The 16762-nt window shown below is 70.2% G+C and carries 16 protein-coding genes; 10 read left to right on the top strand and 6 right to left on the bottom strand.

The genetic code is table 11. The annotated features are described in order from the left end of the window. Window positions 1–12: 12 nt before the first annotated feature. Window positions 13–1527 (bottom strand): threonine/serine ThrE exporter family protein, encoded by a 1515-nt coding sequence (locus LBW94_RS29330; RefSeq protein ID WP_225058225.1) that lies wholly within the window; start codon window positions 1525–1527, stop codon window positions 13–15. Between the two features lie 114 nt (window positions 1528–1641). After that, complete coding sequence (locus LBW94_RS29325) at window positions 1642–2847, bottom strand: FAD-dependent monooxygenase (RefSeq protein WP_225058226.1); 1206 nt, start codon at window positions 2845–2847, stop codon at window positions 1642–1644. A 77-nt stretch (window positions 2848–2924) separates the two neighbouring features. Here LBW94_RS29325 and LBW94_RS29320 point away from each other — a divergent pair, with 77 nt between their 5' ends. From LBW94_RS29320 to LBW94_RS29305, 4 genes are all read left to right on the top strand, one after another. Then, a complete protein-coding gene (locus LBW94_RS29320) occupies window positions 2925–3464 on the top strand; it encodes a TetR/AcrR family transcriptional regulator (RefSeq protein WP_225058227.1) in 540 nt (179 codons plus the stop codon). 226 nt (window positions 3465–3690) lie between these two features. Beyond that, the gene (gene lon, locus LBW94_RS29315) at window positions 3691–6105 is read left to right on the top strand and encodes an endopeptidase La (RefSeq protein WP_225058228.1); all 2415 of its coding nucleotides are present in this window, start codon (window positions 3691–3693) and stop codon (window positions 6103–6105) included. Between the two features lie 506 nt (window positions 6106–6611). After that, window positions 6612–7178 carry a hypothetical protein gene (locus LBW94_RS29310; protein WP_225058229.1) on the top strand — a complete coding sequence of 189 codons (567 nt, stop codon included), beginning with the start codon at window positions 6612–6614 and terminating at the stop codon, window positions 7176–7178. A gap of 109 nt (window positions 7179–7287) precedes the next feature. Beyond that, window positions 7288–8880 (top strand): FAD-dependent monooxygenase, encoded by a 1593-nt coding sequence (locus LBW94_RS29305; RefSeq protein ID WP_225058230.1) that lies wholly within the window; start codon window positions 7288–7290, stop codon window positions 8878–8880. A gap of 120 nt (window positions 8881–9000) precedes the next feature. Here LBW94_RS29305 and LBW94_RS29300 read toward each other — a convergent pair whose 3' ends face one another. Beyond that, window positions 9001–9435, bottom strand: coding sequence for a PaaI family thioesterase (locus tag LBW94_RS29300; RefSeq protein ID WP_225058231.1), 435 nt, complete (start codon window positions 9433–9435; stop codon window positions 9001–9003). Between the two features lie 147 nt (window positions 9436–9582). Between LBW94_RS29300 and LBW94_RS29295 the strand changes: the two genes are divergently transcribed. The 5 genes from LBW94_RS29295 to LBW94_RS29275 all read left to right on the top strand — a co-directional run bounded on the left by LBW94_RS29295 (window position 9583) and on the right by LBW94_RS29275 (window position 14184). Continuing rightward, window positions 9583–10731 carry a DNA polymerase IV gene (locus tag LBW94_RS29295; RefSeq protein ID WP_225058232.1) on the top strand — a complete coding sequence of 383 codons (1149 nt, stop codon included), beginning with the start codon at window positions 9583–9585 and terminating at the stop codon, window positions 10729–10731. A gap of 99 nt (window positions 10732–10830) precedes the next feature. Then, window positions 10831–11616, top strand: coding sequence for an enoyl-CoA hydratase/isomerase family protein (locus LBW94_RS29290; protein ID WP_225058233.1), 786 nt, complete (start codon window positions 10831–10833; stop codon window positions 11614–11616). 87 nt (window positions 11617–11703) lie between these two features. Further along, window positions 11704–12132 (top strand): nitroreductase family deazaflavin-dependent oxidoreductase, encoded by a 429-nt coding sequence (locus LBW94_RS29285; protein ID WP_225058234.1) that lies wholly within the window; start codon window positions 11704–11706, stop codon window positions 12130–12132. A 152-nt stretch (window positions 12133–12284) separates the two neighbouring features. Then, a complete protein-coding gene (locus tag LBW94_RS29280; protein ID WP_266272383.1) occupies window positions 12285–12482 on the top strand; it encodes an AAA family ATPase in 198 nt (65 codons plus the stop codon). 442 nt (window positions 12483–12924) lie between these two features. Then, on the top strand, window positions 12925–14184 hold the full coding sequence (locus LBW94_RS29275; RefSeq protein WP_225058236.1) for an ATP-binding protein: 1260 nt from the start codon (window positions 12925–12927) through the stop codon (window positions 14182–14184). A 7-nt stretch (window positions 14185–14191) separates the two neighbouring features. Here the strand turns inward: LBW94_RS29275 and LBW94_RS29270 are convergent, their stop codons facing one another. Together LBW94_RS29270 and LBW94_RS29265 are read right to left on the bottom strand one after the other, a co-directional pair. Then, the gene (locus LBW94_RS29270) at window positions 14192–14623 is read right to left on the bottom strand and encodes a hypothetical protein (RefSeq protein WP_225058237.1); all 432 of its coding nucleotides are present in this window, start codon (window positions 14621–14623) and stop codon (window positions 14192–14194) included. After that, window positions 14620–14805 carry a hypothetical protein gene (locus LBW94_RS29265; RefSeq protein WP_225058238.1) on the bottom strand — a complete coding sequence of 62 codons (186 nt, stop codon included), beginning with the start codon at window positions 14803–14805 and terminating at the stop codon, window positions 14620–14622. Before LBW94_RS29265 ends, LBW94_RS29270 begins: the two co-directional genes overlap by 4 nt. A gap of 254 nt (window positions 14806–15059) precedes the next feature. Between LBW94_RS29265 and LBW94_RS29260 the strand changes: the two genes are divergently transcribed. Beyond that, a complete protein-coding gene (locus LBW94_RS29260) occupies window positions 15060–16055 on the top strand; it encodes an acryloyl-CoA reductase (protein ID WP_225058239.1) in 996 nt (331 codons plus the stop codon). Window positions 16056–16131: 76 nt separating this feature from the next. Here the strand turns inward: LBW94_RS29260 and LBW94_RS29255 are convergent, their stop codons facing one another. Beyond that, entirely contained in the window at window positions 16132–16722 is a 591-nt protein-coding gene (locus LBW94_RS29255; protein ID WP_225058240.1) for an NADPH-dependent FMN reductase, read from the bottom strand. Window positions 16723–16762 lie beyond the last annotated feature (40 nt).

Raw genomic sequence — 16762 nt, 5'->3', positions numbered from 1 at the left:
ATGCGCTGCCGCCTACCGGAAATGCGGCCGCCGCGGCCAGCCCGACCGGCGGATCAGCTGCGGCCGCCGAATCCCGTGGAAGCGCTGCACGATCCGCGGCCGGCGCAGTTCCCGGGCACACCACTCACCGAGGGTCACCCCGGCGGCCAGCGCGCAGCCGACGGAGAACGCGCTGAGCAACTGACTGAACCCGTTGAGCAGATCGCTGTTCAGCAGCGCGGCCAGCCCGCGATACACCCGCAGGCCCGGCAGCAGCGGCACGATCCCGGCCATGGCCACCACCAACGGCGGCGTCAGCGCGCGCCGCGCCATCAGGCCGCCGGCCAAACCCACCACGGTGGCGGCGAAACCGGTGCTCACCACCGGTCCGAACCCGATCCGCAACGGCAGCAGACAACACACCGTGGCGGCCGCACCGCTGAGTCCGGCCACCGCCAGCGCCTGCCGTTCGGCATAACAGGCCAGCGCGAACGCCGCGGCGGCGATCGCACCCGCGGCGATCTCGAGCGGCAGATCGGTGGCGTCACGGGCCGGCGACATATCGATCGGCGGCGTCACCGCATGCAGCATGTCCGCCACCCGCAGCGTCAGCGCGATACCCGCGATGATGCCGCCGGTCAGCATCAACACCTCCAGCATCCGGGCCGCCGCGGTGATCGGCGCCCCGGTGAGCGCGTCCTCCACCGAGCCGACCAGCTGCGCGCCACTGAGCAGCGCCGTGATCCCGGCGGCGACGATCAGCGACGGATTGACGTCCAGCCGCCCGGCGAAGGTGGCCAGCAGCACCGCGGGCGCCGCCGCGATCACTCCGCCGATCACGTTCTGGAAGAAGAACGGCAGGCTGCGCCGATTCATGACGCGGTTGGCCCGGTAGATCAGCGTGGTGCCGGCGAAACTGACCGCCGCGACCACCAGATCACCGCCGAGCAGCAGTGCGATCGAGGCCGCCAGCAGGGCCCAGCCGCCCGCGGCGACCCAGCGGCTGTACGGGTGCGGCGCCGTGACGATGGCGTCCAGCGTGTCGCGGGCATCCGCCACCGGAACCAGTTCCCGGCGCACCCGCCGGGTGAGCCGGTCCACCGCGGCGAGCCGGGTGAAATCCAGCGACCGGTAACGCACCACCCGCATGGTGCCGGCGGGCGGCAGCGCCGGTCCGCGATCGGCCGAGATGCGGATCGAGTTGTAGGTGACGTCGATATCGCACCGGGCCAGCCCGTAGGTGGCGGCGATGAATTCGATCCGGGTGCTGGTGTCCATGACCGCCGTCCCCGCCGCCAGCGCCACCTCACCGACCTGTTCGGCCAGCTCCAGCACCTCGGTGACACGCGCGTCGTCGGCCAGGTCGATGGGCCGCACCGGCGCGGGCGCCTCCACGACCGCGTCCTCGGTGGCCCGCCGATCGGCGACCAGCCGCGCCGCCAGCCGGGTCGTCGCCCGCCGCACCGGCCCCCGTGGCTGCGGCCGCGCCGGTATCGGCTCCCAGACCGCTTCGACGCCGACACGATCGTTCCTGGCGGATTCGCTCATCCGGACACCTTCCTGTGCGCCTCGTGACGCCGTCCGGACCGCCGGTGATTCGGCAGCGGACCCTCGTCACCCCGAAGGCGAGTGCCCGGCCGCGGCGGTCCCGACACCCGGTTGTCACGCACGAGCCGGTAGGTACTCCTCGACGGTCATCGCGTCGTGCAGTCGCGCGGTCCCGGTGGTCAGCCGCAACACGGCCCGTCCGGCCGCCGCGGGCAGGGCCGAGACCAGCCGGGCGCCCTGCACCAGCCCGGTGACCCCGAGGCGGGAGGCAGGCACCAGCGTCTTCGCCGCGCTCCGCGCCGCTGCCCGGCTGCCCCGCACGTAGTCGGCCAGCGCGCGCTCGTAGGCGGGGAAGGCCCGCTCGCGATCGCCGCCCGCTCGGGCCAGTTCCGTGGCCAGCACATAGGCGCCGACCACCGCCAGCGTGGTACTCCCCCCGACGGCCGGACCCGGGCAGTATCCCGCGTCCCCCACCAGCGTCACCCGCCCCCGCGACCAGGTGTCCATCCGGATCTGGGTGATCGAGTCGAAGTAGAACGCCGGACCGCGCTCGAGTTCACCGAGCCAGCGGTCCACCTCCGGATCCATCCCGCGGAAGGCGTTCCGCAGCAGGTCCCCCTGCCGGGCGACGTCGTGCCGGTCGGACCCGAGCTCGCGCGAACTCCGGAACAGGAACAGCGCCCGCGCGTCGTCGAGATGCCGGGCCCCGTACATCCCGGCCGTCCGCCCCACCCCGACATGGATTCGCAGTTCCCCGTCGCTGCCGAACTCGCGCGGCAGCGACAGCACCCCCAGACAGGCCCCGGCGAAATCGCCGAACTCGGATTCCGGCCCGAAGACCAGCCGCCGCACCGTGGAATGCAGCCCGTCCGCGCCGACGATCAGATCGAACCGCCGCGGCGGCGCCTGCTCGAACCGCACGTCACCGTCCGGCGAGATCGCGGTGATCGAATCGCCGAAGAGGTATTCGACATCCGCCCGGGTGCTGTCGTAGTAGATCTCGCTCAGATCGTCGCGCATGATCTCGGCGTGCCGCGCCGAGGTGGCGCCGAAGATCTTCGCCAGATCCACCCGCGCCGCCCGGCCACCCTCCGGGCACAGGGTCAGTCGCCGAGTCCCGGTGTCCCGCTCCAGGATTCGCGGTAGCACCCCCATCCACTCCGAGATGTCCATGGCCGGCCGATACAGATCGACCGCATGCCCCCCGGTCTTGCGCAGCGCCGCTGCCCGCTCCATCACGGTGACCGAGAACCCGTGCCGGGTGAGCCAGTACGCCAGCACGGGCCCGGCGATGCCGGCGCCGGAGATGAGAATTCGCATGAGCACGTCCCCTTACTTAACGATAAGTAAGCGTAGCACGACAACTTACCTATCGTTAAGTAAGATAAACTCCGACCATGCCCCGCCCCTCCGACACCAAACAGCGCATCCAGGACGTCGCCCGCGAGCTGTTCACCCGTCAGGGCGTGCACCGAACCAGCCTCCAGGAGATCGCCGACCAACTCGGCATCACCAAACCGGCCCTCTACTACCACTTCTCGTCCCGCGAGGAACTGGTCCGCAGCATCGTGGCGCCGATCATCGACGAGGAGGAGGCCTTCCTGTCGGCTCAGGAAGCGCTACCCGAGGTCGACCCCCACGCCCTGCTGGCGGGCTACTTCGACTTCCACTACCGCCACCGCGACGGCATCGTCCTCATGCTCGCCGAACTCACCACCCTCGCCGACCTGGGCCTGATCGACCGCGTGATGCACTGGCGCCGCCGCCTGGCAGCCCTCCTCTACGGCCCGACCCCGACCCTCGACCAGGCCACCCGAGCCGCCATCGCCTTCGGCGGCCTCCAGGACTGCACCATCCAGTTCCCCGACACCCCCCACGACGACCTCCGCCGCGCCGCCCTGGCCGGCGCCTACGCCACCCTCGGCCTCACCTCCTGAGCCGCCTCGACCCGGTCGCGGCGATCATCCGGCTGCGCTGGCCTGTGCGTCGGCGAGACCACACCGACCGGTTGCCTCGTGGTGGTCGGGATGGCCGTCCCGCGTCCCATGTTCGCGGTGGGCGAACATGACTGCGGAACACGGGGGCATGGACCGAGGTTGAGTAGGTAACGCTCAACCCTGGACGAGAAGCGGACCGGGGAGATTCCTGGAAGGGGCGTCGTCTATGAGTACCCCACGCAATCTGCCGGTGTTGTTCCTCAGCGATACGGTCGTGCTGCCCGGAATGGTGGTGTCGATCGCGCTCGACGAGGCGGCGCAGGCCGCCATCGACGCGGCGCGGGCCGGGAAGCTGGACGCGGTGCTGGTGGCGCCGCGGCTGGACGAGGGTTACGCCTCGTACGGGGTGGTGGCGACCATCGAGCAGGTGGGCCGGATGCGCGGTGGCGCGCCGGCCGCGGTCCTGAAGGCCGAGCAGCGCGCGAAGATCGGGCACGGGGTGACCGGGCCGGGTGCGGCGCTGTGGGTCGAGGCCGAGCCGGTCGATCCGGTCCCGGCCGACGGCCGCGTGAAAGAGCTTGCGGCCGAATACAAGAAGCTGGTCGTCTCGGTGCTGCAACGGCGGGAGGCGTGGCAGGTCATCGACATGGTCAACCAGCTGACCGATCCGTCCGCGCTGGCCGACACCGCCGGGTACGCGTCGTACCTGGACGACGAGCGCAAGCGCCAACTGCTCGACACCCCGGATGTCGCAACTCGATTGACCACCCTGATCGGCTGGACCAAGGACCACATCGCCGAGATGGAGGTCACCGAGAAGATCACCGAGGACGTCCGCGAGGGCATGGAGAAGTCGCAGCGGGAATTCCTGTTGCGGCAGCAACTCAACGCGATTCGCAAGGAACTCGGCGAGGGCGAACCGGACGGGGCCGACGACTACCGGACCCGGGTGGAGAACGCCGACCTGCCGGAGACGGTCCGCACGGCCGCGCTGCGCGAGGTCGACCGGCTGGAACGCGGCAGCGAGCAGAGCCCGGAGGCGGGCTGGATCCGCACCTGGCTGGACACCGTGCTGGAGCTGCCGTGGACGGTGAAAACCACCGACTCCGACGATGTTTCGGCGGCCCGCGCGGTGCTGGACGCCGATCACCACGGCCTGGACGAGGTGAAGGACCGGATGGTCGAGTACCTGGCGGTGCGGGCCCGGCGGGCCGCGCGCGGCTTGGAGGTGGTCGGCGGCCGCGGTTCCGGCGCGGTGCTGGTGCTGGTCGGTCCGCCCGGTGTCGGGAAGACCTCGCTCGGGGAGAGCGTGGCTCGGGCGTTGGGACGCAAGTTCGTTCGAGTCGCGCTCGGCGGCGTGCGGGACGAGGCGGAGATCCGCGGCCACCGGCGTACCTACGTCGGCGCGTTGCCGGGCCGCATCGTGCGCGCGGTCAAGGAGGCGGGTTCGATGAATCCCGTTGTGCTGCTGGACGAGATCGACAAGGTGGGCTCCGACTACCGCGGCGATCCGGCGGCGGCGCTGCTGGAGGTGCTGGATCCGGCGCAGAACCACACCTTCCGGGATCACTACCTGGATCTGGATCTGGACCTGTCCGACGTGCTGTTCATCGCGACCGCGAACGTCATGGAGACCATCCCCGGCCCGCTGCTGGACCGGATGGAACTGATCACCGTCGACGGCTACACCGAGGACGACAAGGTGGCGATCGCCCGCGACTTCCTGATGCCGCGGCAGCTGGAACGCAACGCGCTGACCGCCGACGAGGTGCGCATCACCGATGCGGCGCTGCGCGAGATCGCCGCGAACTACACCCGGGAGGCCGGGGTGCGGCAGCTGGAGCGACTGATCGCGAAGGCGTTGCGCAAGGCCGCGACCCGGTTGTCCGAGGGTGAATCCGGCACGGCCGCACCGGTGCTCGAACTGGGCTACGACGCGGCGCTCGGCTACGACCGGCGGGCGGGCGAATCCGGTTCGCTGACCATCGATCTCGGTGATCTCCGGGACTACCTGGGCAGACCGCGGTTCACCCCGGATTCGGTGGAACGTACCGCGGTTCCGGGTGTGGCGACCGGGCTGGCCGTCACCGGCGCCGGCGGCGACGTGCTCTACATCGAGGCCAATGCGGCCGAGGGTGAGCGCTCGCTGACGCTGACCGGACAGCTGGGCGATGTGATGAAGGAGTCCGCGCAGATCGCATTGACCTATGTCCGTTCGCATCTCGCGGAGATCGGGATCGAGCCGGCGGTGCTGGATCGCAACATCCACATCCACTTCCCGGCGGGCGCGGTGCCGAAGGACGGTCCCTCGGCGGGCGTCACCATGGTCACCGCCCTGGTGTCACTGGCGCTGGGCCGGCAGGTGCGCGCGGATGTCGGGATGACCGGTGAGGTCACCCTGAACGGCCGGGTGCTGCCGATCGGTGGCGTCAAGCAGAAACTGCTTGCCGCACAACGGGCCGGGCTGCGGACGGTGTTCATCCCGGCGCGCAACGAGCCGGATCTGGACGAGGTCCCGGCCGATGTGCTGGCCGCGCTGGATGTTCGCCCGGTGGCCGATGTGGCCGAGATCCTGGCCTACGCCATCGAGCCGGTCGCCGAACCTTCCTACGACGCAACGGCATTCGCGGCGTCGGCGTAATTCGGACCGGGAACGGGCCGTGCGGGTTTTTCGTGACCCGCACGGCCCGTTCGTTTTACGATGTCCGGCAAAGTGTTCTATTCCGGGCTCTCGAGCGGATAGCCGAAGAAGAGCTCGCAAAGCTCATATATCGGTCTAATAACATGTCTGTGCTTCTGAATTTGTAGTGACGCTGATCACTCGAAGGTGACTCCGGACTGGTGGAGGTGAAGATTTATGCACTTCACAGGCTATTTTCAGGTGCTGCCGAAGCGTTCCATACGGATTTCTGACATCTACGTATCCTGTGCTTAACAAGTTCTTAATCACGTTTGCGTTACGGTCACCAGGCCGGAAAAGTTCCGGACTAGACGTTCTCCTGGAATTCGGTGATCGAGATGAAGAAGACGATGGTGGGTGCGGTGTCGATCGGGACGCTGGCGATTGCTTCGACCGTGATTTTCACGGCCGGTTCGGCCAACGCCGCGACACTGGATTCGGCGGCTCCGGCACCCGATTCGCACACCATGAGCGTGGAAATTGCCCCCGGTGTGCAGTACACCGGAAACACCGACGACAACTCCACGGTCTTCACGACCGGTCTCGGCACCCTGACCACCAAGGGCGCGCAGTTCCAGGTGGTCGACGCACAGGGCCAGCTGCTCGCCGGTGACGCGAGCTTCGACGATGCCCCGCCGGCCGCCGGCGCCCCCGCCGACGCGTCCGCCCAGCCGATCCCGGCCACCGCCCAGCTCGTGGACGACGCCGCCCCCAACCCGCAGGCCGACTTCAACGCGGCGCTCGGCCAGGCGGCTACCCAGTTCGGTCTGGCCACCGGTGTCGGCGGCCTGGTCGGCGGCGTGGCCGGTGCGGCCGTCGGCTGTGCCCTGGGCGTCGCCACCGGCGGCACCCTCTCCGCCCTGGTCTCGGTCGGCAGCCTGACCCCGCTGGGCGCGCTCGGCGGCTGCCTGCTCGGCGGCTCCACCGTCGGCGGTATCGGCACCATCGTCGGCGGCGCCGCGGCCGGTATCCCGGTCGGCATCCTCAGCGCCGTGCAGGCGTACAACACCCTGCACGCCGCGGGCGAGGCGTAAACCGGAGCCCGGTCCGGGCCGTGCGCGCCTCCCCTCGCGCGCACGGCCCGCATGCGTCGTGTGACCGCGGCGCAAGCTCGCCGCAAGCGGGCGAATCCACCATCGGGGCATGACTTCCGTACCCCGTACCCCGATCCTCGTCGTCGGCGGCGGCCTGGTCGGCCTGTCCACGGCACTGCTGCTCGACCATCACGAGGTGCCCTACGTTCTCGTCGAACGCCGCGGCGCCGCATCCCCACTCCCCCGCTCCCGGGGCCTGCACGTCCGCACCGGCGAGATCTATCGGCGGCTCGCCCTCACCGAACGGGTCGACGCCGCGGCCGCCGTCGCACTGCGGGCGGGCCGGTTCGGCGGTGCCTGGACCGGCGAAACACTCAGCACCGCAACGCCGTTCGACTTCGGTCCGGACGGACCAGGCGCCGCGATGGGCCGCGGCGTGCCGAGCCCCGCCCGATTCGTCTTCCTGCCGCAGGTGCTGCTCGAGCCGGTGCTCGCCGCCACCGCCGCCGAACGCGGCGGTGACCTGCGCTTCGGGGTCGAGCTGATCGACTTCGAGGAAGGCCTCGACGGTGTGCTGGCCACCCTGCGCGACGCCACCGGCGCCGAGTCGCGGCTGTTCGCGGACCACCTGATCGCCGCCGACGGCGCCGGCAGCGGCATCCGCCGCCGGCTCGGTATCGGCGGCTGGAAACTGCCGCCCACCCACCATTATCTGAACGTGTTCGCGCACGTCGACCTGACCGGCGTCCTGCACGGGCGGAGTTTCAGCCAGTGCGAGATCGACGGCCCGGTGCGCGGTCTGGTGTTGTCCAAGAACAACACCGACGAGTGGTCCTTCCACCTCGAATACGATCCGATCGTCTCCACCCCGGACGACTATCCCGACGAGTACTGCCGGGAACTGATCGCGGCGATGATCGGCCGGTCCGACCTCGACATCCGGATCCTGGCGCGCGCCGCCTGGGACACCGGCGCCTTCGTGGCCGACGACTACCGGTCCGGCCGGGTGTTCCTGGTCGGCGACGCCGCCCACCGGCACGCGCCCTGGGGCGGTTTCGGTGGCAACACCGGGGTGGCCGACGCGCACAATCTGGTCTGGAAGCTGGCTGCGGCGCTGTCCGGCACGGCCGGGCCGGAACTCCTGGACAGCTATACCGCGGAACGGCGGCCGCGGGCCCTGGTCGCGGTCGAACAGTCCCGGCTCGGCACCGATTTTCACACCCGATACGGTCTCCCGAACCCGGACAATGCCGACGATCTGGCACGCAAGCTGGATCTCGACACGGTGATGAGCCGCTACCGCTACACCCCGGCCGATCGGGAGCCGGTGGCGCTGCACGTCGACACGCTGACCGGGCAGACCGGGACCCGGGTGCCGCACCTGTGGCTCGATCCGGACGAGGAGCTGTCCACCCTCGACCTCTGCGGTCCCGGTTTCGCGGTGCTGGTGGCGGGGACCGGCACCCCGTGGCGGGACGCCGTGAGCCGGGCCGGCCGGAGCACCGGCGTCGAGATCGAGGTGCACTACCTGCCCGAACAGCCCTGGCGGGAGAGCGCCGGACTGCCCGCCGGTGGCGCCCTGCTGGTCCGCCCAGATCTGCACGTGGCGAGCCGGCTCGACACCGCCGATCCGGACATGCTGCTGGCGGCACTGCGCACGGCGCTGGGCGCGGCGATCCCGGCCCGCGCCACGCTCGGCTGATCGAGCGTCGCGATCCGGACCCGCGCCACCCGCGGGTGATCGGGTGCGCAAGTCTGCGCCACGCTCAGAAGTCTGCGCCACGCTCGGGCGGTTTCGGACCCGCACCGCGCTCGGGGCCGATCAGGCGCCGGTGCGCTCCGAGTCCACGGCGCGGACGGTCCCCTGGGCGACCGCGCACAGGGCCGCCGTCCCCGCCGCGTCCTCGGTGTAGATCTCACAGCTGCACGCCGCCTGCCGACGCGTCGACCCGACAACCCGGGCCTGCGCTCGCAACCGCACGCCACTTCCGGGCCGCAGGTAGTTGATGCTGAACCCGCCGGTCAGCACGTTCGGGCCGAGCACGGTCCCGGCCGCGAAGGTCAGCGCGTTGTCGGCGGCATAGGCGAGCACGCCGCCGTGCAGGAAGCCGAACTGCTGGCCGAGTTCCGGCCGGATCGGGATCTCCAGGGTGGCGGACCCGTCGCCGAACGAGCTGATCTCCGCACCGAGCAGGGCGCTGAACGGCTGGGCGGCGAGCACGGCCCGCGCGAGCTCCAGATCGAATGTCGCGGTCACGAACGATCTCCGGGGGGTCGAGGGGCGGGCCGCGGTGACGTCCCGATTGCCGGGATCGAAGTCTAGTGCGGCCGCATGACGGGCCTGTTCATCCCGTCTTGGTGTAGACCGACCGGATTCGTCGTACCCGTGCGGTATGACGTACTCGTGGCCCGGTGGCTGTTGCATGTCGACCTCGACCAGTTCCAGGCGGCGGTGGAGTTCCGCCGGCACCGGGAGCTGCGCGGGCTGCCGGTCATCGTCGGCGGCAACGGCGATCCGGCCGAGCCGCGCAAGGTGGTCACCTGCGCGTCCTATCCGGCCCGCTCCTTCGGCGTCCGGGCCGGCATGCCGCTGCGCCAGGCGGCCCGGCTGTGCCCCGACGCAATCTTCCTGCCGCTCGACATGGCCACCTACGAGGAGGTGTCCGCGGAGGTGATGGATCTGCTGCGCACCTTCCCCGTCCGGGTCGAGGTACTCGGCTGGGACGAGGCGTTCCTCGCCGCCGACATCGACGATCCGGAACGCCTGGCCCGCGAGATCCGCGGCGCCATCACCGAATTGGACCTCACCTGCTCGATCGGCATCGGCGACAACAAGTTACGCGCCAAACTGGCGACCGGATTCGCGAAGGCGGTCGGCAAGGGTGTCGCGGCGCCGGGGACCGGTGAGGCCGCCACGGGTGCTTCCGGCAGTGGTGGCGCCGCTCCGGAGCCGGTGACCGGCGACGGACCGGTCCCGGGTGCGGGAACGGGAATCTTCCGGCTCACCGCGGACAACTGGAGCGCGTTGATGGCCGGCCGCCCGACCAGCGCGCTGTGGGGTATCGGTTCCCGGATCGCGAAACGCCTGTCGGAGTTGGGCATCGACACCGTCGCACAACTGGCGGCCGCCGACCGCGACCGGCTCGCCGCCGCATTCGGCCCCAGCACCGGCCCGTACCTGTGGGTACTCGGCCACGGCGCGGGCGATACCGATGTGGTGACCGCACCGCACGTCCCGGTCGGCCGCAGCAAATCCGAGACGTTCCCGCGCGATCTGACCGATCGGGCCGAGATCGAGACCCAGGTGGCCCGCCTCGCCACCGCGGTCGCCGAGGAGGTGGCCGCCGACGGGCGGATCACCACCCGGGTCGGCGTCATCGTCCGGACCAGCACGTTCTTCACCCGTACCAAACAGCGCAAGCTGCCCGCCCCCACCACCGACATCGCCGAGATCGTGCACACCGCGCTGGAGGTGCTGGGCCGTTTCGAACTCGACCGGCCGATCCGGCTGCTCGGGGTGCGGCTGGAACTCGTCCCCCTCGACCCGCCGTGAGCTCGCGGTCGGTGCGCACCGACGGCCCGCGAGCCGGGTGCGGTGGACCGGTTTGTCATGCTGAGAGCCGAGAGCTGAGATTGATTGGGAAGGCTGTCCATGAGCAAGTACGAAACGATCCGGTTCGAACAGTCCGGCGGCATCGCGCGCATCACCCTGAATCGACCCGACGCGGCGAACGGCATGAACCATGTGCTGAGCGCGGAACTCGCCGAGATCGCGGGCCTGGTGGCCGACGATCCGGCGCTGAAGGTGGTCACGCTGACCGGCGCGGGCAAATTCTTCTCCGCCGGTGGCGACCTGAAGGCGATGGCGGCCAGCGAGGCGTCGGCCGGCACCTACGTGAAGGGCCTGGCCGACGACCTGCACCGAGCGCTGTCCTCCTTCGCGCGGATGGACGCGCTGCTGATCATCGGCGTGAACGGCATCGCCGCCGGCGCCGGGTTCAGCCTCGCGATGACCGGCGACCTGGTGATCGCCGCCGATACCGCCTCCTTCACCATGGCCTACACCCGCGCGGGCCTGAGCCCCGACGGCGGCGCGTCCTACTACCTGCCCCGGTTGATCGGCGTGCGCCGCACCCAGGAACTGATGTTCACCAACCGCACGCTGTCCGCGGCCGACGCACTGGACTGGGACCTGCTGCACCGGGTCGTCCCCGCCGCCGACCTGGACTCCACCCTCGGCGAGCTGGCCGACCAGTTCGCCGCGGGCCCGAAGCTGTCCAACGCGAACGTGAAGAAGCTGCTGCTGGTCAGCTCCGACCACACCCTCGAGGAGCAGCTGGCCCGCGAGGCCGCCTTCATCTCGCACTGCGGCGACTCCCCCGACGGCCAGGAGGGCATCGCCGCCTTCCTCGGCAAGCGCGCCCCGAAGTTCGCCTGATCTCCGCGGCGGGGCCCACCCGGTCCCCATGCGCCACGCCGGGGCGCTTGCCGCCCCGGCTCCCTCAGCGTCAGGAGTATCCGATCCATGAGCACACCGGACGACTGGAACAGCACGATCATCGCCGAGTTCCGGGCGAACGAGGGCCGCGTCAGCGGCCCGTTCGAGGGCGCCCCGATGGTCCTGGTCCATCATCGTGGCCGTAAGAGCGGCCGCGCGGCGGTGGCCCCCATGATGTACATGGCCGACGAGCACGACCCCGCCACCATCTACGTCTTCGCCTCGAAGGCAGGCGCCCCCGTCAACCCCGACTGGTACTACAACCTGACCGCCGCCGGCACCGCCGAGATCGAACGCGGCACCGAAACCTATCCGGTCACGGTCACCGAGGTCACCGGTGAGCGCCGCGACACCCTCTACGCCGAACAGGCCCGCCGCTACCCCGGTTTCGCCGACTACGCCCGCAAAACCGCCGGCATCCGCACCATCCCGGTCCTGGCCCTGCGCCACGCCTGACATCGAGGCGCCACTGCGCCTCTCGCACAGCATGATTCGCACTGCGCCGCAGCATCCACCCCTGGGATGGATGCTGCGGCGCGGTGTTGCCCATGGCGACTCATCCCCCTCGGCACTGTGCCACAACCCATTCGGTGCGGCCACGAGCAGGCGTGCCGCTGGTCCACGAGTGCCGCATCGTCCCGGCGGGCCATGCCGGCGGCCGGGAACAGGGCCATGTGCTCATCATCGCCGGTGGTCTGCCCGGTACCGGTAAAACGACTCCGACGCAGCTGCTCTCCGCGCGAATCGGCGCGGTTCACCTGCGAATCGACACCATCGAGCAGGCGATCGTGCGGCTTCGTCCATGAGACCAGTGGGTTCGGGACGGGGCGGGCGGATCACCGATCGCCCGGGCAGTTTTCGAGGGTGGATCCGGCGGCTGGTCCGGCATGCGGTGGGCGGCTGGTTCGGCGGGTGCGGTGCGGCTGGATCGATATGGTCGGGCGGCGTGATCGGTCGCGGGTCGGGTGGCTGTTCCGCCGGGGGATGACGGCGGATGCGGACAGGGGGAGCGGCGGTGCCGACGTGTCGGCGGCGGCGGAAATGCAGTCGGAGTGGCGCTGTCGTGGTCGGTGGCGGGCGGCGGTCGTGGTGGAGTGGTGCGGCTGTGCTGTCGGTGTCGAGCGGCTGGGCGGGTGGGTGCCCGGTGGCTGGATCGGCGCGGTCCGGGCGGCATTCGCGGGGCGACACGGCGGCGGTGGTGGGGTCGGGTTGCGGCTGTTGGTGATACTCGAACCGCATAATGGCCGGATGGTATCCACTACTGTGCCGCCGACCGGGCGCGGCGTCCCGCGTCGGATGACTGCCGCGGTGCGGGCGGCGATGGCGGAGCATCGCACCGTCGTGCTGGTCGGTGCGCGGCGGTGTGGAAAGACGGCGGTGGCCGCGGGATTGTCGCGGGAGTGGGGGGCGCAGTGGCGGACCCTGGATCAGCCGGCGACCCGGCGTGCGGCGGCGTTCGACCCGGTCGAGTTCGTGATCGGTGAGTATCCCCTGGTGATCGATGGGGTGCCGCAGGTGCCGGAACTGCTGCGCGCGGTGGAGAAGGCGAGTGTCGCGGGTTCGCAACCCGGGCGGTTCCTGCTGACCGGGTCGGTGCGGGCGCCCGGATTCGGTGATCTACCGATGGCGCGGCCCGGGCGGGTGGCGGTGCTGGAACTGTGGCCGTTGTCGCAGGGTGAGCTGGATCGGCGGCCCGACGGCTTCGTGGATCGGGTGTTCGCGGCGGGGGCGCGACTGGATCACGACGGGGCCGAGACTCGCGCGGGATATGTGGATCGGCTTGTCCGGGGCGGATTTCCGGAGGCGCAGAACCGAACGCCGTTGCGGCGTAAGCGCTTCTTCGACAGCTATCTCAGCGAGCTGCTCAAGCGTGAGCTCGGGCAGCTCGCTGAGATCGAGCGGGTCGACGAAATGCGTGTGCTGACAAGGCTGGTGGCCGCTCGTTCGGGGCAGCTGCTGATGGCGGGCACGGTGGCCGGGGAGCTGGGGATGGCGCAGCGGACCGTGGCCCGCTATCTGACCCTGCTCGAGGATGCCTTCCTGCTGAAGCGAATTCCGGCCTGGCCCCGGGACATCGGCACCCGCGCGGTGAGCGCGGCCAAAGTGGCACTGGTGGATTCGGGACTTGCCGCACACCTCGTCGGGATGGGTGCGGGCGAATTGCGTTCACTGGAAAGCCCGTTGGGGCCGCTGCTGGAGGGTTTCGTCGCCATGGAGATCGCGCGGCAGCTGACCTGGTCGGCCACCGAGGCCGAGATGTTCCACTACCGCACCCGTGATCAGCTCGAGGTCGACCTGGTGCTGGAGAACCGGCGTGGACAGGTGGTGGCCATCGATGTGAAGGCCGCTTCGACCGTGCGCGACGAGGACTTTCGCGGGTTGCGGCACCTGGCCGACCGGCTCGGCGCCGATCTGGTGGCCGGAATCGTCCTGCACACCGGGCAGCAGACGCTGCCGTTCGGGCCGCGCCTGCGAGCCGTGCCGATCAGCGCGCTGTGGGAATCGTGAATCCGGCTCAGGCGTCGGGCAATCGGCGTCGGCCGGTGCTGATCCCGACCACCAGCGCCTCGTAGGCGCGGGACAGTTCCTCCAGGGTGTTCCAGGCATCCCAGAGACTCCAATCGTCGGTGCGGGTGAGCGCGGTGAAGGCGACGGCGGTGTACTCGGCGATCCGGTCGACCAGGGCGCCCACGGATTCCGGCGGAGGGGCCGCGGCCGCGGCCGGCGCCGGTGGCAGCCGGGCCCGCACCCAATGGTCGATACTCACGACGAGAGCGGCGCGATTCTCCTCCGGCCCGCGCCGGCGATCGGGTGCGAGCCGGGAAATCTGTTCGTGCAGCGCGGTCAATTCGAAGGCCGCCCGCAACAACGGATGACCGTCGTGGCCGCCGCCCCGGCAGGCCCGCATGATTTCGTGTTTCGTGGGGAGTTCGATCGGCCGCATCATCCGGACACCCGACCGGATGAATCGCGCCATTCCCGCGCCAGCCGGCGTTCGATCTCGGCGACGGTCGGCCGGCCCGAGGCACGGTGGCGGGGATGCCGATCCGGGATGTTGATGCCGGTCAGCACCATGAACAGGGTGACACAGGCCAGCCACGCGGCCGAGACTCCGAGCACGAACACCATGAGGCTTCCCCCTTTTTTGTGTGACACGTCTTCGAAATGCATTGTCACTCTACAACGGTTGCCGCGCCATTTCGCAAATCGATTGCCTGTGTGCCCTTCCGGGCGGAAGTTATCGGCCGCTCGAATATTCGGTCAGGGTTTTCGCGCAGATATCCGGCGGATTCGAATGTGTGCGAATATAAATATTCGGGCACGGGGTGCGGGAGTGCGAGAGGTCCTACTCGATCGGCAGCGGCCCACCTATGCTCGGAGCCATGCAGTTTCAGGCGATGGTGGCGCACGAGACGGACAGCGGTGTGGCGTTGGTGCGGGAGGAGGTGGGCGACGAGTACCTGGGTCCGGGCGATGTGACGATCAAGGTGCACTTCTCCGGGGCCAACTACAAGGACGGCCTGGCCGTCACCCCCGGCGGCGGGGTGGTGCGCGACTACCCGATCATCCCCGGCATCGACCTGACCGGCGAGGTGGTCGATTCCACGGATCCACAGTTCGCCCCGGGTGATGCGGTCGTCGCACACGGCTACGAAATCGGCGTGAGCCATCACGGCGGCTACGCCGAATACGCGCGCGTTCCGGCGGAGTGGGTGGTGAAGCTGGACGGTCTCGGCACCCGCGAGGCCGCCGCCATCGGCACCGCCGGATTCACCGCGGCGCTGAGCGTCGCGGCCCTGCTCGATCGGGGCCTGTCCCCCGCCGACGGCCCGGTGCTGGTCACGGGCGCGACCGGTGGCGTCGGCACGGTCGCGGTCGACATCCTCGCCGGGCTGGGCTTCCAGGTGGTGGCCTCCACCGGCAAATCCGATGCGGGCGAGCTGTTGTCCACCCTCGGCGCCACGTCGGTGATCGGCCGGCTGCCGGAGGATCCGGAGGCGAAGATCCGCCCGCTGGGCAAGGCGCAGTGGGCCGCGGCCGTCGACAGCGTCGGCGGCAAGTCACTGGCATACATCCTCAGCACCGTGAAATACGGTGGGGCGGTGGCGGTCAGCGGCCTCACCGGCGGCACCGGCGTCCCCACCACGGTCATGCCGTTCATCCTGCGCGGCGTCGCCCTCCTGGGCATCGACTCGGTGAGTTACCCCATCGCCGACCGCCGCGCCCTGTGGGCCCGCCTCGGCAGCGATCTGAAACCACACCACCTGTCCGCGATCGAGCACTACGCCCCGGTGACCGAGGCCGAGAAGGTGTTGCGGGACATCCACGCCGGTGGTCACTCGGGCCGCACGGTGTTCGGCGTCGCCGGCGAATTCTGACGCGCCACCCGAGCGCCCGGCGGACATCCCGATCCGGCGCCGCGGCCTGCGGTGGGCCGCTGCGGTACGGGCCCGGTCAGGAGCGCGCGGCCGCTGCCTCGGCGCGCAGCGGCCGCAGGGCGCCGGTCAGCTTGTCCAGCTCACCGAGCAGGGCGTCGGCGGAGGCGGTGATCGTCTCGGTCGGCGTGAACGCCCCGTTCTCGTCGCGCAGTTGCCCGGCCATCGGGATGATCACGGTGTCCGGGGTCGGCCACATCTTCAGCGCGGTGGCGATCGGCTTCAGGGCCTGGGCCGCGCGCAGGCCGCCCGACACCCCGCCGTAGCTGATGATGCCCAGCGGCTTGTACTGCCACTCGTGGAAGAGGTAGTCGATCGCGTTCTTGGTAGCGGCGTTCAGCGAGTAGTTGTACTCGGGGATGACGAAGACGAAGGCGTCCGCCCGGTCGACGGTGGCGCTCCAGTTCTTGGTGTGCTCGTGCAGGTAGGTGCGCAGCCGCGGATGGTTCGGCTCGTCCAGCAGCGGCAGTCCGACCTCGGCCAGGTCGACGATCTCCACCTCGAATCGGTCGTCGGCGCGGGCCAGATCGGCGAACCAGTGCGCCACCGAGGCGCCGATGCGGCCGGGCCGGGTGCTGCCGATGACGATCTGCAGGACGGGCTTGGTCACGATGTACTCCATCTCTCGTTCGTGCCGGATACCGTTGCGG

It is taken from the genome of Nocardia sp. alder85J, assembly GCF_020176955.2.
Classification (GTDB): Bacteria; Actinomycetota; Actinomycetes; order Mycobacteriales; family Mycobacteriaceae; genus Nocardia.
This window is presented reverse-complemented; position numbering and strand designations above follow the sequence as displayed.